15 protein-coding genes are annotated in these 14,949 nt (G+C 61.6%); 11 read left to right on the top strand and 4 right to left on the bottom strand.

Annotation, left to right across the window (positions count from 1 at the left end; translation table 11 throughout):
• The first annotated feature begins 7 nt into the window (after positions 1–7).
• From HJB89_RS23635 to HJB89_RS23645, 3 genes are all read left to right on the top strand, one after another.
• Complete coding sequence (locus tag HJB89_RS23635; protein ID WP_207581493.1) at positions 8–802, top strand: heme ABC transporter ATP-binding protein; 795 nt, start codon at positions 8–10, stop codon at positions 800–802.
• Between the two features lie 147 nt (positions 803–949).
• The gene (locus HJB89_RS23640) at positions 950–1,294 is read left to right on the top strand and encodes a YqjD family protein (RefSeq protein WP_207581494.1); all 345 of its coding nucleotides are present in this window, start codon (positions 950–952) and stop codon (positions 1,292–1,294) included.
• A gap of 9 nt (positions 1,295–1,303) precedes the next feature.
• A complete protein-coding gene (locus HJB89_RS23645; protein ID WP_207581495.1) occupies positions 1,304–1,705 on the top strand; it encodes a hypothetical protein in 402 nt (133 codons plus the stop codon).
• A gap of 214 nt (positions 1,706–1,919) precedes the next feature.
• On the opposite strand, the gene HJB89_RS23650 is transcribed toward HJB89_RS23645, so the two are convergent.
• Positions 1,920–2,477, bottom strand: a complete 558-nt coding sequence (locus tag HJB89_RS23650) for an RNA polymerase sigma factor (RefSeq protein WP_007630757.1) — start codon at positions 2,475–2,477, stop codon at positions 1,920–1,922.
• A gap of 10 nt (positions 2,478–2,487) precedes the next feature.
• Positions 2,488–2,694, bottom strand: coding sequence for a NepR family anti-sigma factor (locus HJB89_RS23655; protein WP_207584361.1), 207 nt, complete (start codon positions 2,692–2,694; stop codon positions 2,488–2,490).
• A 254-nt stretch (positions 2,695–2,948) separates the two neighbouring features.
• Here HJB89_RS23655 and HJB89_RS23660 point away from each other — a divergent pair, with 254 nt between their 5' ends.
• The 4 genes from HJB89_RS23660 (at position 2,949) to preA (ending at position 8,037) form a co-directional block, all read left to right on the top strand.
• Positions 2,949–3,743, top strand: coding sequence for a response regulator (locus HJB89_RS23660; protein ID WP_003581798.1), 795 nt, complete (start codon positions 2,949–2,951; stop codon positions 3,741–3,743).
• A 192-nt stretch (positions 3,744–3,935) separates the two neighbouring features.
• The gene (locus HJB89_RS23665) at positions 3,936–4,931 is read left to right on the top strand and encodes a sensor histidine kinase (protein WP_221116576.1); all 996 of its coding nucleotides are present in this window, start codon (positions 3,936–3,938) and stop codon (positions 4,929–4,931) included.
• A gap of 415 nt (positions 4,932–5,346) precedes the next feature.
• Positions 5,347–6,708 carry an NAD(P)-dependent oxidoreductase gene (locus tag HJB89_RS23670; RefSeq protein ID WP_207581496.1) on the top strand — a complete coding sequence of 454 codons (1,362 nt, stop codon included), beginning with the start codon at positions 5,347–5,349 and terminating at the stop codon, positions 6,706–6,708.
• 15 nt (positions 6,709–6,723) lie between these two features.
• Positions 6,724–8,037: an NAD-dependent dihydropyrimidine dehydrogenase subunit PreA gene (preA, locus tag HJB89_RS23675; protein WP_221150593.1), complete on the top strand. Its 1,314-nt coding sequence runs from the start codon at positions 6,724–6,726 to the stop codon at positions 8,035–8,037.
• A 64-nt stretch (positions 8,038–8,101) separates the two neighbouring features.
• Here preA and ftrA read toward each other — a convergent pair whose 3' ends face one another.
• On the bottom strand, positions 8,102–9,088 hold the full coding sequence (gene ftrA, locus HJB89_RS23680; protein WP_207581498.1) for a transcriptional regulator FtrA: 987 nt from the start codon (positions 9,086–9,088) through the stop codon (positions 8,102–8,104).
• A gap of 90 nt (positions 9,089–9,178) precedes the next feature.
• Between ftrA and HJB89_RS23685 the strand changes: the two genes are divergently transcribed.
• Entirely contained in the window at positions 9,179–9,589 is a 411-nt protein-coding gene (locus HJB89_RS23685) for a rhodanese-like domain-containing protein (protein ID WP_207581499.1), read from the top strand.
• 38 nt (positions 9,590–9,627) lie between these two features.
• Here the strand turns inward: HJB89_RS23685 and HJB89_RS23690 are convergent, their stop codons facing one another.
• Positions 9,628–10,650, bottom strand: coding sequence for an NAD(P)-dependent alcohol dehydrogenase (locus HJB89_RS23690; protein ID WP_207581500.1), 1,023 nt, complete (start codon positions 10,648–10,650; stop codon positions 9,628–9,630).
• 103 nt (positions 10,651–10,753) lie between these two features.
• Here HJB89_RS23690 and HJB89_RS23695 point away from each other — a divergent pair, with 103 nt between their 5' ends.
• The 3 genes from HJB89_RS23695 to HJB89_RS23705 all read left to right on the top strand — a co-directional run bounded on the left by HJB89_RS23695 (position 10,754) and on the right by HJB89_RS23705 (position 14,949).
• Entirely contained in the window at positions 10,754–11,653 is a 900-nt protein-coding gene (locus tag HJB89_RS23695) for a LysR family transcriptional regulator (RefSeq protein ID WP_207581501.1), read from the top strand.
• Between the two features lie 192 nt (positions 11,654–11,845).
• Positions 11,846–12,382 (top strand): biliverdin-producing heme oxygenase, encoded by a 537-nt coding sequence (locus HJB89_RS23700; RefSeq protein ID WP_207581502.1) that lies wholly within the window; start codon positions 11,846–11,848, stop codon positions 12,380–12,382.
• A complete protein-coding gene (locus tag HJB89_RS23705) occupies positions 12,379–14,949 on the top strand; it encodes an HWE histidine kinase domain-containing protein (protein ID WP_221150594.1) in 2,571 nt (856 codons plus the stop codon). The genes HJB89_RS23700 and HJB89_RS23705 overlap by 4 nt, the downstream gene beginning before the upstream one ends.

The raw sequence follows: 14,949 nt of genomic DNA on the forward strand, positions 1-14,949 counted from the left end.
GACTGAGATGATCGAAGTTTCCGGCGTCTCGGTGCGCCTTTCCGGCAAGGCCATCATCAGCGACGTCGCCTTCACGGCAAAGGCCGGCGAGCTGACGGCGATTGCCGGGCCGAACGGCTCCGGCAAGACGACGACGATGAAGGCAATCTCCGGTGAACTTGCCTATGGCGGCTCGGTGCGCATCGGCGGCAACGAGGTCAAAGGACTGTCACCCTGGCAGCTTGCCGCCGTTCGTGGCGTGCTCCCGCAGGCAAGCACGATCTCCTTTCCCTTCACCGTGCGAGAGATCGTCCGCATGGGCCTGACATCAGGCATCAACCTCAATCCCGACAAGGCCGACCAGACGGCCGCCGCCGCACTTTCCTCCGTCGACTTGACCGGCTTCGAAGGCCGTTTCTATCAGGAACTCTCCGGCGGCGAGCAGCAGCGCGTGCAGCTTGCCCGCGTGCTCTGCCAGATCGCCGAGCCTGTCGTCGACGGCAAACCCTGCTGGCTGCTGCTCGACGAGCCGGTCTCAAGCCTCGACATCAGCCACCAGCTGGCGATCATGACGCTTGCCCGCAATTTCTGCGAACGCGGCGGCGGCGTCATCGCCGTCATGCATGATCTCAACCTGACGGCGCTCTTTGCCGACCGCATCGTGCTGATGAAATCCGGCCGCCTCGCCGCCGCCGGCAGCGTCAGTGACGTGTTGACGGACGAAACAATGCTGTCGGTGTTCGGCTGCGCGCTGCGGATCAACCAGGTGCCGGCCGACGGCACGCCCTTCGTGCTTGCCCACAGCGCCGTATCCCGTCCTTAGACCAGCACACGCGGAACTTTTGATCGCCCGGCACGTTTTCGGCAGTGATCTGGGTCAATGCCGGGCAATATCATTCATGCAACGAACGGTGGCGACCCCAGTGCGAAATAGGCGGGCTTGCGCGCGCCCCAGCCAATGGAGACAGCCATGAGCTATTCTATCTTCCAATCCGGCCGCAGCCGCCGCAATGGTACTTTCCACAATCTGGAATCCGGCATCGAGGAGCAGGTGGAGGCGCTGCGCGACGAACTCGCGGAACTGACACGCCTCGTCGGCAAGAGTTCGCGCCACCAGGGCGAAAAAATCCGCAGTCAAGCCGGCGCCGGTTATGAGGACCTGCTCGGCCGCAGCGAGGATCTGCTACGCGAATTGCAGCACGGCTACGAGCGTAGCGCGACCGAAATGCGCGAGACCGTCCGCAAACATCCGCTGACAACGATCGGCGCCGCAGCCGCTTTCGGCCTGGTTATCGCCTTCCTCGCCCGCCGCTGAGGACGCGCGATGCTGTTCTCGATCCTCAGCCTGCTCACCGGCGCAAGCGTGCACCGGACCGTTGCGCGCGCCAAACGCAATAGCATCTTCATCGCGCTTGCCGCGCTCTTTCTCCTCACCGCCTACGCGCTGGCAGTCACCGCCGGCGCCATCTGGCTCGCCGGCATCTACGGCGCATTCGCCGCCGTGCTCTTCCTGGCCGCGGGCGCGTTGCTGATCGCTATCATCGCCTTGGTGGTCATGGCAGTCATGAATGCCCGGGAGAAGCGTCGTGCCCGCGAGCGCCGCGCGGCGCTGGAATCCTTCGCAACGGTTGGCCTCGGTCTCATCCGCGCCCAGCCGCTGCTGACCGCCGGCGTGCTGGCAGCCATCGTCGCGGCCAATCTGATGGGTTCGAAGCGCGAGGATTGAGGAGGGAGGGGACCGGCAGCACCCGATCGCCTTTGGATTCAGAAGCACCATGCCAACTTCCTTCATTCCTGTGCTCGTCACAGGAATGAGGTTGGAGAGGAGGATCCCGCGGAACAACCCGCAACCCCGTCTCCGCCGCGCGGTTGCTCACGCTCCCGACAACGCAAAAAAGCCGGCGCCCCAAGAGGCCGCCGGCTTTTCGCGATCATAATTTTCAGAACGCAAACGCCTTCGACGTCAGCGGCGCCGAGGTGGCGTCGGGGCCGAAATCGGCCTCGCCGGATATCTGCAGCAATTCCTGCAGCCGCTGACGGGCGCGGTTGACGCGGCTCTTGATGGTGCCGACGGCGCAGCCGCAGATTTCGGCCGCCTCCTCGTAGGAAAAACCCGAGGCGCCGACGAGGATGATCGCCTCGCGCTGGTCCGGCGGCAACTGGTCGAGCGCTTTCTTGAAGTCCTGCAGATCGAGCGCGCCGTATTGCGAGGGGTGCATCGCCATCGATTCCGTGAACAGCCCGTCGCTGTCCTGGACCTCGCGGCCGCTCTTACGCATCTGGCTGTAGAGTTCATTGCGCAGGATCGTGAACAGCCAGGCCTTCATATTCGTGCCCATCTCAAAATGATCCTGCTTGGCCCAGGCCTTCATGATGGTGTCCTGGACGAGATCGTCGGCACGATCATGCCGCCCGATGAGCGATATTGCGAAGGCGCGGAGACTTGGGAGGGCCGCCAGCAGTTCCCGCTTGAAGCTGGGTTGCGCTTTATCTTCCATGCGCACGATCCTATTCGGCCATCTTGGCAGAAGCCATCATTTCGGCATGGTCGAGCTTTTCGAGAAGATCGAGAAAACGATCGGGGATCGCCTCCCCCTGCGCAGAGGCATACAGCGACCGCAGCCTGACGCCGATCTGATTGTTCGGGTCCAGTATATCGCTTGCCCGCAGCTCCAGCTTGCGCTGGTCGGCTGCTTCTTTCTTGCGTGTAATCATCAATTCGTCTTCTCGCCGGTTGTCTGTTGGGGCGTGCATGGGATCGATCACGATTTCAACCATCGACACCGACCCTCCGATTGTCGATGTCGCTGACATCTTTTGTTGCATGGGTCAAAACGCTACGCCCTTTCCTCGTCGGCTGGAATAATGCGGCGCGACAAAAAAAGTTCCTGCCATTCCGGAACTTTTTTATCAAAGTGACGTTTACCGCTCATTGAAGCCAATGACCGGCCTGCATACGGGAGCCCTTAATGACACTTTCCACTCGAATTGCGCCGCACCTTCCTTATCTGCGCCGCTATTCCCGCGCCCTTACCGGCACTCAGACTTCCGGCGACGCGTATGTCGCCGCCGTTCTCGAAGCCATCATCGCCGATCTCACGATTTTCCCGGATACGGCGAATGACCGGGTGGCACTCTACAAACTGTTTACGCAATTGTTTGGTTCCACCGCAGTCCAGATTCCAGAACCCACCTCGCCCTATGCCTGGGAACAGCGCGCCACGCTCAACCTTTCCAAGGTTTCGCCAGGCGCCCGTCAAGCCTTCCTGCTCGCCTCCGTAGAGAATTTCCGCGTCGCCGAGATCGGCGAAATCCTGGAACTCGACGAACAGGATGTCATGCGTCTGCTCGACATGGCCTCGCAGGAGATTTCCCGTCAGGTCGCAACCGACATCATGATCATCGAGGACGAACCGCTGATCGCCATGGATATCGAGCAAATGGTCGAAAGCCTCGGCCATCGCGTCACCGGCATTGCCCGCACGCACGCCGAGGCCGTTGCGCTCTACAACAAAACCAAGCCGAGCATGGTTTTGGCCGACATCCAGCTGGCCGACGGCAGCTCCGGCATCGACGCTGTCAACGACATCCTCAAGACGTCTAGCGTGCCGGTGATCTTCATCACCGCTTTCCCGGAAAGGCTTTTGACCGGCGAGCGGCCCGAACCGACATTCCTCGTCACCAAGCCCTTCAATCCAGACATGGTCAAGGCATTGATCAGCCAAGCTCTTTTCTTCAACGAATCGACCAGAGTGGCTGCCTGAGACGCAATTTTCCGGCCTTCGGAACCAAATCGCCAAAATAGGCGTTCCGGTGTTACCGGGACGCTCCGGTGGCTTTAACGGTTTTTGCAGCGCTTTGTTCTAGAGTTGACCGGCGGCGCCTCTAAGGGCGCGTCCTTCAGCGACGTTCAAGATGTCACAAGGAAAGGCGGCCGAGTGAATACGACTGAACCATTGTCCGGCATGCCTTTTACCTTCGAAAGCAAAGCCGCAATGATGGAACGCGCGCTCGGCAGCGCCGGGATTTCAATCCTCTGTCAGGACGCCCGGCTTTCAATCTTCTACGCCGAAAATCTGCCGCCGCATTTCGCGGCGCTCTTCATGCCGGGCGGCGGCGATGCTGCCCTCTTTGGCGACGCGCACGGCCGGTATCTGACGGCACTAAAACACAAAGTGCTGGAAACCGGTATCCCCAACAATGCCGAGGTCGAGATCGAAGTCGACGGCGAAATGCGCAGTTATGAGCTGAAGATCCAGCGCACCGGCGAACGCGGCACACATGGACTTCTGTCGGTAATGGCTGAAGTCACCGAAAGCCGACATCGTGAAAAAGTGCTGAAATCGCTGCTGCGCGAACTCTCGCACCGCTCGAAGAACCTTCTCGCCATCATCCAGGGCATCGCCACCCAGACGGCGCGCAACACGCTCTCTCTCGACAGCTTCCTCCTCAAGTTTCGCGGACGGCTGCAATCGCTTTCCAATTCGCAGGATCTGATTACAGACTCGAGCTGGCGCGGCGCCTATCTCTTCGAACTTGCCGAAAAGCAATTCGCCCCCTACTGGCCGGAAACGGCCGGCTCCATGCCGATCTACGGCATCAACGCCCATCTGACGCCGAATGCCGCCGTGCATCTCGGGCTCGCCCTCCATGAACTCATCGTCAACTCCGCCTCCTACGGCGCGATTTCCGGTGGCGCCGCTTCGATCACGTTGAATTGCCGCGACGCCATGATCGGCGACAGGAAGGCGATCGAAATAACCTGGGTAGAGGTGCTGCAGAACCAGTTGGAAATCCACGAATTCAGCGACAACAGCTTCGGCCGCACCGTGCTGGAGCGTGTCGTGCCCTCGTCGGTCAACGGCAGGGCGGAGCTGAGCCTCGTGCCCGGCCGCATCGAATATCGCCTGACCATTCCGGAAAGCGAATTCGAAATCTTTAAGCGCCTGTGAAAGCAAACCAGAAAACAAACCGTCGCAAACGGAAAAACAGCCGGTGCGAGGGCGGCGCACCAGCTGTCTTCACTCACCGGGAGGGGACCGTGAGTACGTCCGGATGGTGGGTTGGGGGCGCGCATGTTGGGTCGATGCGGTCACCATCCAGATATCGCAATAACGACGACATCCAACATTGGTTCCCTCCACCAACAAAAAAATCCGACTTTTTCGAATCTTTTTTTGGAAGTCCTGACGCTGACACACGTCCCACCATTTCACCGATATCGACCAGTGAAAATCAGTGAAAGGAAACAGATAGTTATCTAGGGATAAACAACAGAACGCTCTCAAAATTTTACCGTTTGATAAATTTTTAAACCTGAGTTACGCTTTCCCTCACAGGCCGTTTACCAATAATGAGGGAACTTCAATGGAACGACTGGAAACGGGGATTCATGCCGGCCGGCTTTCGCCCGCCGAGTATGAGGCTAATTTTTCCGATCTTCATCCGCGCCTCGACAATCATGAGGCGCTGGTCGCCGCCGACCGCTGTTATTTCTGTTACGACGCGCCGTGCATGACGGCCTGTCCCACCTCGATCGATATTCCGCTGTTCATCCGGCAGATTTCGACCGGCAATCCGATCGGCTCGGCCAAGACGATCTTCGATCAGAACATCCTCGGCGGCATGTGCGCTCGCGTCTGTCCCACCGAAGAGCTTTGCGAACAGGCCTGTGTGCGCAACACGGCAGAAGAACGCCCCGTCGAGATCGGCCGGCTGCAGCGTTATGCGACCGATGCCGCCATACAGGCCGGCAGGCAGTTCTACGCCAGGGCCGAAGCATCAGGAAAGACGATCGCCGTCGTCGGCGCAGGCCCAGCCGGCCTTGCCGCCGCCCATCGTCTGGCCGTGAAGGGCCACTCCGTCGTCATCTATGACGCCAGGGAAAAATCCGGCGGCCTCAACGAATACGGCATCGCCACCTATAAGACGGTCGATGATTTCGCCCAGCAGGAAGTCGACTACATCATCTCGATCGGCGGCATCGAAGTTCGCCAAGGCGCTCTTCTCGGCCGCGATTTTTCGCTCTCCGATCTGCAGGCGCAGTATGACGCCGTCTTTCTCGGTATCGGCCTTGCCGGCGTCAACGCCCTGCGCATCGACGGCGAGAACCTTGCAGGCGTCGACGACGCTGTCGATTTCATCGCGGCACTCCGCCAAGCCGAAGAAAAGAACGAAATAGCTATCGGCCGCCGGGTCGTCGTCCTCGGCGGCGGCATGACGGCGATCGACGCTGCCGTTCAGGCAAAGTTGCTCGGCGCCGAGGAGGTGACGATCTGTTACCGCCGCGGCAAGGAGCACATGAACGCGTCGGAATTCGAGCAGGATCTGGCAAGCTCCAAGGGCGTCATCATCCGTCACTGGCTGGCGCCGAAATCGATCCTGTCACAGGACGGCAAGGTTGCCGCCATCGAGGTGGAATATACGAGGGTTCTTGACGGCCGCCTCATCGGCACCGGCGAGACCGGCGTGATCGCCGCCGACCAGATTTTCAAGGCGATCGGCCAGAACTTTGACGCCTCGGGCCTCGGTTCGTTGCGCATGGAATCCGGCCGCATCGCCGTCGATGTCGAAGGCCACACCTCGCTCGATGGCGTCTGGGCCGGCGGCGACTGCGTCTTCGGCGGCGACGATCTCACGGTTTCCGCCGTCGCCCATGGTCGCGACGCAGCTGAATCCATCCATCGCACCCTGTCTGCTGCAGCCGCTCCGGCTGTCGCGGTTGCTTGAAGGGGAGAATGAACAATGGCTGATCTCCGCAATAATTTCGTCGGCATCAAGTCTCCGAACCCGTTCTGGCTGGCGTCCGCGCCGCCAACCGACAAGGCCTATAACGTCGAGCGCGCCTTCAAGGCAGGCTGGGGCGGTGTGGTCTGGAAGACGCTGGGCGAGGAAGGCCCGCCCGTCGTCAACGTCAACGGCCCGCGCTACGGCGCGATCTGGGGCGCCGACCGCCGCCTGCTTGGTCTGAACAATATCGAACTCATCACCGACCGCGACCTCTATACCAACCTCAGGGAAATGAAGCAGGTCAAGATGAATTGGCCCGATCGGGCGCTGATTGCTTCGATCATGGTGCCCTGCGAGGAAGAGGCCTGGAAGTCGATCCTGCCCTTGGTCGAGGAAACCGGCGCCGACGGTATCGAGCTCAATTTCGGCTGTCCGCACGGCATGTCGGAGCGCGGCATGGGCTCCGCCGTCGGCCAGGTGCCGGAATACATCGAAATGGTCGTACGCTGGTGCAAGCAGTACACCCGCATGCCGGTCATCACCAAGCTGACGCCGAACATCACCGATGTCCGCCGTCCTGCCCGCGCTGCCAAGGCCGGCGGCACCGATGCCGTCTCGCTGATCAACACGATCAATTCGATCGTCTCCGTCGATCTCGACAACTTCGCCCCGAACCCGACCGTCGGCGGCAAGGGCAGCCACGGCGGTTATTGCGGCCCGGCCGTCAAGCCGATCGCGCTCAACATGGTGGCCGAGATTGCCCGTGATCCCGAAACCTACGGCCTGCCGATCTCAGGCATCGGCGGCATCACCACCTGGCGGGACGCCGCCGAATTCCTCGTCCTCGGCGCCGGCAACGTTCAGGTCTGCACGGCAGCGATGACCTATGGCTTCAAGATCGTGCAGGAGATGATCACGGGCCTCTCCGACTGGATGGACGAAAAGGGCCATCGCAGCCTCGACGACATCACCGGCCGCGCCGTGCCCAACGTCACCGACTGGCAATATCTGAACCTCAACTATATCGCCAAGGCGAGGATCGATCAGGATGCCTGCATCAAATGCGGCCGCTGCTACATCGCCTGTGAGGACACTTCGCATCAGGCGATCACCAACTTCGTCGACGGCGTTCGCCATTTCGAGGTGATGGACGAGGAATGCGTCGGCTGCAATCTCTGCGTCAGCGTCTGCCCGGTGGAGAACTGCATCACCCTGGAACAGCTTACCGCCGGCACCCTCGACAAGCGCACCGGCCGCATCGTCGACCCAAACTACGCCAACTGGACGACGCACCCAAACAACCCGATGGCGCGTCAGGCGGCGGAGTAACGATCTGCGACGCCGCGGAAACAATGATCCGCGGCGTTGGATCTCGCCGGCAACGTTCGCAGCGTCAGCCCCCTTCGCCGAATGACTTCCGATAGGCATGCGGGCTCGTGCCCAGCCGTTTGCGGAAATGGTGGCGCATTGTCGCCAGCGTGCCGAAGCCGCTGGTGGCAGCGATATCATCGAGCGATACCGCAAGCTCCCTTTCGAGAAGGTCGCGCGCATGCCGCATCCGCTCCTTCAGCAGCCATTCGCCGACACTGAGACCCGTTGTCGCTTCGAAGCGCCGTTGAAAAGTACGCATGCTCATGCCTGCTCTTTTGGCAAGCAGGCTGATCGGCTGCTCCTCGGAAAGGCTTTGACGCATCCATTCAATCAGTGGCCCGAGGCGAATGCCCTCGCGTTCCTGCGGAACCGGCGCGTGGATGAACTGCACCTGTCCGCCTTCGCGGTGCGGCGGCACGACGAGGCGGCGGGCGACGCTGTTTGCGGCCGCCGCGCCGAAATCGCCGCGCACCACATGCAGGCAAAGATCGATGCCGGCAGCACTGCCCGCCGCCGTCAGCAGGCTGCCTTCATCGACGTAGAGAACGTCGGGATCGAGGGCGATGTCCGGATAACGGGCGGCGATCGAGGCGACATAGCGCCAATGTGTCGTCGCCCTGCGGTTGGCGAGCAGCCCCGATCCGGCAAGAACCGCAACGCCGGAGCAGAGTGACATGATGCGCGCGCCGCGTTGACGCGCCGCCTTGAGCGCTGCGGCGAGCGGCGCCGGCACCGGCGCATCGATCGCCCGCCAGCCGGGCACGACGATCAGATCCGCCTCGTCGAGCACCTCCAGCCCCTTGTCGACCGCGACCGTCAGCCCTCCGGCGGCGTGAAGCGGCCCCGGTTCGATGCCGCAGACCGAGAAGCGATACCAGTCTTCGCCCATCTCCGGGCGCGGCAGGCCGAAGACTTCGTAGGCGATGCCGAACTCGAAGGTGCAGAGCCCGTCATAGGCAAGGGCTGCGACCAATGGTCCTTTCGTCTGCGGCAGTGATGAGTTTGGCATGATCTTTACGCTGTCGGTCGTTATGGCCAGTTTCGCAAAGTTCTAGCATCGGCGATACCAGGCGACAATTGCACCATGAAAGGAAAAACGATGCCAAGCCCCGTTGCCGAAATGCCTGCCGCAGCCCCCGATACTGCCGCCGCCCACTATGCCGCCAAGCTCGCCTTCGAAACCGACTGCTCGGATGTCCACGCCGCCTTTGCCGGCGCCAAGGTCGATTTCATTCTTCTCGACGTCCGCTCGCCGGCACTGTTTGCGCAGGCCCATGTACCGGGCGCGATCAACCTGCCGCACGGCAAGATGACCGCGCACCGCATGTCGGAATGGTCGGGGGATACCCTGTTCGTCGTCTATTGCGCCGGTCCTCACTGCAACGGCGCCGACAAGGCCGCCTTCCGTCTCGCCAATCTCGGCCTCCATGCCAAGCTGATGGTCGGCGGCATGACCGGCTGGGCCGACGAGGGCTTTATCTTCGAAAGCGCAGCCATCGCCGCCGCATAGCAGAACGCTCCCCTCACGGTGCGAGGGGAGCACATGTCTCAGAACTCGATAACGACCTTGCCGAACGGGCCGCGATAGAGATGATCGAGCGCCTGCGGCAGGTCCTCGAAAGCATAACGTCTGTCGATCACAGGCTTCAGCCCCGTCTGGTCGACGGCGCGCACCAGATCCTCCAACCCCCGGCGGTGGCCGACCGAAATTCCCTGCACGACGGGCGCCTTGAGAAGCAAGGGCGCAGCAGGCGCCGAGACTTCAAAGCCCTCGAACACGCCAATCACCGAAATCCGGCCGTTGACCGCCACGGCCTCCAGCGCCCGGCCGAGATGCGGCCCACCGACGATTTCCAGCACGTGGTCAGCGCCATAATCGCCGGTCAGTTGATAGAGCTGCTCCACCCAGTCGCGCTCCTGGCGGTTGATCAGATGATCGGCCCCGAGCGCCGATGCACGTTCGAGCTTTTCGCTGCTGCCTGATGTGATGAAGACTTCGGCGCCATGCGCCTTGGCAATCTGCAGGCCGAAAAGTGCAACCCCGCCGGTTCCCTGCACCAGCACCTTGTCGCCGGCCTTGAGCTTGCCGCATTCGATGAGCGCAAACCACGCCGTCAGCCCGGCGCAGGGCAGCGTACTTGCTTCAGCCGCATCGAGTGTATCAGGCGCAAGCGCGAACCATTCCTCGGAAAGCACCATGTGCTCGGAAAGTACCCCAGAATAAAAGCCGCCGCGCGTCTGATAATGTGGATTGCGGGCAGTTCCAGGCCCGCGTCCATCGATCCAGTCCGGGTTAAAGGTGGAGATCACCCGATCGCCGGGTTTGAAGCGCGTGACATCAGGCCCGACGGCATCGACTACGCCTGCCATGTCCGAGGCCGGCACGAAGGGGAACTGCAATGGCAGGCCCATGCCGCTATCAAGCACCAGCCTGTCGCGGAAATTGAGGGAGACGGCCTGCGTCCGCACCCGGATCATCGTGCCTGACACCTCAGGAATTCTGCCTTCGCCGATCTTCAGATTGGCCTCCGGGCCGATGGCATCGGTCTGCCATTGCCTTGTCGTCTGCATCTTTCTGCTCCTTCTCAATAGGCGGAGCAGCAGATATATCGTTGAATATTCCTCTCTAGTTGAGATATTAAATCGCCAGAATGGTGCCATTGAGGAAACAAAGATGGAGCAGTTGAAGGGAATTTCGATCTTTGTCGAGACGGTCGAGGCCGGTGGTTTCTCGGCCGCGGCCGAGCGACTCCATCTCACTCGCTCGGCGGTCAGCAAGACGATTGCAAGGCTCGAAGAGCGGCTCGGCGTCCGGCTCTTCAACCGCACGACCCGTGCCCAAAACCTGACCGACGAAGGCCGGTTCTTCTACGAGCGTTGCCTGAGAGCCGTCGAGGAAATCCGCATCGGCGAGGCCCAGCTTGAATCGGGCAAGCGCGAAGTCCGCGGCAGACTGCGTGTATCGATGCCGGCGCTTTTCGGGCGCCATTGTGCCGCTCCGATCCTGACCCGCCTGCTCGACGACCATCCGAATCTCGAACTCGACTTCTCCTTCAGCGACCGCGTCGTCGATCTTCTGGAGGACGGCTTCGACCTTGCCGTGCGCAACGGTCCGCTGAAGGACAATCCCGACCTGATGACGCGGGCGATCGCCCGACAGCCCATGACCGTCTGCGCTTCGCCCGCCTATCTGGAAAAATACGGGGTGCCACAAACGCTGGACGATATCGCTCATCACCAGGGCATCGTCTATCGCCGCGGCGACAACGACAAAGCCTGGACCTTTCCGGCAGCGGCAGGGCCCGCACGCGAAGTTCTGCCGAAATCGCGGCTGCGGCTTGACGATCTCGCCTCGATAGCCGACGCGGCGGTAAAAGGGCGCGGGCTAGCCTGGCTCACGTGCTGGCTGGTGCGCGACAGGGTCTTGTCGGGCGAACTCGTGCGGGTTCTGACCGATAGACCGCCGAGCGTCTTCGAAGCCTACGCCGTCTGGCCGAGATCGCCCGTGATGTTGCCAAAGGTGCGCCTTGCCATCGATATGTTGGCAGCAGATCTGCCGCGCCTGATGGGTTGAGGTTGCTCTCTGGCAGTCTCGTCCGGCTGCGCCTTAAAAATCCGACGGAGGCGAACAACGAGCTGCAAAAAGGAGCGGAAGCCCATGTTTTTCTATGGGTTTCCCTGGAAATACCGGGATGCTGCAATATATCGCTAATTTGCCATCACGCATGAACGGCATCCAATGCCATTTACTTAGAACACGGTCCGCATGTCACTTCGCAGCGTGCTGCGCGCACAAACAGCAGATTGCCACGCCGAGGTCGACAAGCTTTTCGGCACGTTCGATCTCTCCAATAGACAGCAATATAGAACATTCTTGCGTGCACATGCCAGGGTCGTACCGGCGGCCGAAGAGGCCCTCGAGGATGCAGGAATTGCCCGCCTGCTGCCCGACTGGCCGGAACGACGGCGCACGCAACTACTGCTCGCCGATATCCGGGAGCTCGGCGATTCGTTGCCCCCGCCTCTTCCGCCGCCGGCATTGTCCTGCGAGGCAGCGCTCTGGGGCGCCCTCTACGTGCTTGAAGGCTCCAAACTCGGCGGCGCCCTGCTTGCCAAGTCCGTGCCCGATCACCTGCCAAGCAGCTACCTGCGCCTTCAAGGCCCGAAGGGCGCCATGAGGAGCTTCATGGATCGTCTCGATGCCAGCGATCTAGACGATCCGGCCGCTGCCATTTCCGCGGCCCGCAGCATCTTCGACCTCTTCCTCAAAGCCGGGCAACTCGAACTGGAAGCCGTCCCATGAGCGGTACGTTTGAACCCGTCGATCTCACCAATTGCGACCGTGAGCCCATCCACCAGCTTGGATCGGTTCAACCCTTCGGCTTTCTGTTGGCGATATCCTCGGACTGGATTGTCACGCGCGCTTCGGAAAATCTGATGGAGTTCCTCGGAATTGCGCAGGCCGACGCGCTCGGCTGCCCTGTCACCTCGCTGATCACGCCTGAGGCACTCCACACGATCCGCAACAAGCTGACCACGCTGCGCGGTTCCGATGTCGTCGAGCGCATTTTCGGGCTCGCTCTGATGCCCGATCAAAACCGGTTCGACGTTGCCGTGCACCTGAACGAAGGTCAGGTGATCATCGAAGGCGAGCGCTGCCAGGAAGACAGACGAGACTCCCCTTCGCTCTCCATGCGCAGCATGATGTCCCGCCTCGATCACACGGAAACGATGGAGGCTTTCTTTCGCGAGGGGGCAAGGCAGGCGCGCGCTTTGACCGGGTTCGATCGGGTCATGGTCTATCGCTTCGACGACGGCGGTTCCGGCGAGGTGGTGACGGAAGCTGCCCGGGCTGGCATCGGTTCGTTCCTCGGGCTGCACTATCCGGCTTCCGACATCCCGGTGCAGGCGCGCGCGCTTTATCTGCGCAACCTGTTCCGCATGATTGCCGATGTCGACGCCGTCCCCGTGCCGGTCCTCCCGCAACTCGACGAGTACGGACAGCCGCTCGATCTCTCCATGTCGGTCCTGCGTTCGGTCTCGCCAATCCACATTGAATATCTGAAAAATATGGGCGTCGGCGCGTCGCTCTCCATATCGATCGTCGTCGACGGTAAGCTCTGGGGCCTGTTTGCCTGCCATCACTACGGCCCACGTCTTCCCTCGGCGCAAAGCCGATCCACCGCCGAACTTTTCGGCCAGATGTTTGCTTCGCGCCTTGAAAGTCGCGAACGGCGCCTCGCTCTTGACTACGAGACCAAGGCGCGTCGCATCGCCGATCGGCTTCTCACCTCCGTCGCAGACAATGCCAGCCTGCTCGATGATCCCGCCTGGTTGATCGAGGCGCTCGCCGACGCCATTCCCGCCGATGGCATCGGCGTCTGGATCAACGGCCGGCTGGCACTGGCTGGCATCGGGCCGGATGAGAAGAGCTTCGCAGCCCTCGTCCGCCACCTCAACCGAAATGCCGCCGGCCGCATCTATGCCGTCGACAGGCTGGCTGAGACCTATCCCGATCTCGAGCTCGACGATGCGGTGGCCGGCATGCTCGCCATCCCGATCTCGCGTTCGCCGCGCGACTATGTCGTGCTTTTCCGCCAGGAGTGGGTGCGCACCGTCCGCTGGGCTGGCGACCCGCACAAGCCGGTGGAATATGGTCCGAACGGTCCGCGGCTGACGCCGCGCAAGAGTTTCGAGGCCTGGTCTGAACTGGTGCGCGGTCGCTCGCTCCCCTTTACCGCGGCCGAGCGCCGCGTCGCCGAAACGATCCGCGTCACGTTGATCGAGGTGGTACTGCGTCTCACCGACGAGGCCAGCATGGCGCGCCAGACTGCAAACGAGCGCCAGGAACTGCTGATCGCCGAGCTGAACCACCGCGTCCGCAACATATTGAGCCTCATCACCGGGATCATCCGGCAATCGCAGGGGACCTCGGTCAGCGTTGACGACTACATTCGCCAGATCGAGGGCCGCGTCCAGTCGCTCGCGCGTGCCCATGACCAGATCACCCGCGATCATTGGGCGCCCGCTTCGCTGCGCCAATTGCTGCTGGCAGAGACCGCTGCCTATCTCGGGAAAAATGCGCAACGCATCCAGATGAGCGGCGAGGACGTGCTCTTGGAACCGCAGGCCTTTTCCACCGCCGCCCTGGTTTTCCACGAGTTGATGACCAACAGCGCCAAATATGGCAGCCTTTCCGGCACCGGCAGCGGTACCGTCCAACTCGGCTGGCACTGCGACGACGACGGCAATCTGCGCATTGCCTGGCGCGAAAAGGATGGTCCGCCCGTTGTCGAACCCAAACGCCATGGCTTCGGTTCAACGATCATCCGTCGTTCGGTTCCCTATGACCTCAGCGGCAAGGCCGAGGTCCGCTACGTCAAAGACGGGGTCGAAGCGGATTTCTGTATTCCGGCACGATATGTCGTCAAAGCGACGAGCGAACGGTTAGATTCGGCTCCGGATGGCGCGGCCGACCGCAAGACAATCCCCGACGATCATCAGCCGCTCTCGGGCCTGAAGGTGCTGCTGGTGGAAAACAATCTGATCATCGCCATGGATGGGGAAGACATCCTGCGCCGACTGGGCGCCGACGTAGCAACGGCGCCAAGTGTCGCTGAGGCGATGGAAATCCTCGCCGGCCAGTCGTTTGATCTGGCGCTTCTCGATGTCAATCTCGGGGATGAGACGAGTTTCGGCATTGCCGACCGACTGGCAGCAGACGGCGTGCCCTTCGTTTTTGCCACAGGCTACGGGGAAGGCATCGCCCAGGCGAACAGCCATTCTGGCGCGCCCGTGTTGCAGAAGCCCTATACGATGGAAGGCGTGACGGACACCCTGGTCCGGGTGCCGCTGCGCAAAAGGCAATAA

It is taken from the genome of Rhizobium sp. NZLR8 (genome assembly GCF_019685025.1).
Lineage (GTDB): Bacteria > Pseudomonadota > Alphaproteobacteria > Rhizobiales > Rhizobiaceae > Rhizobium.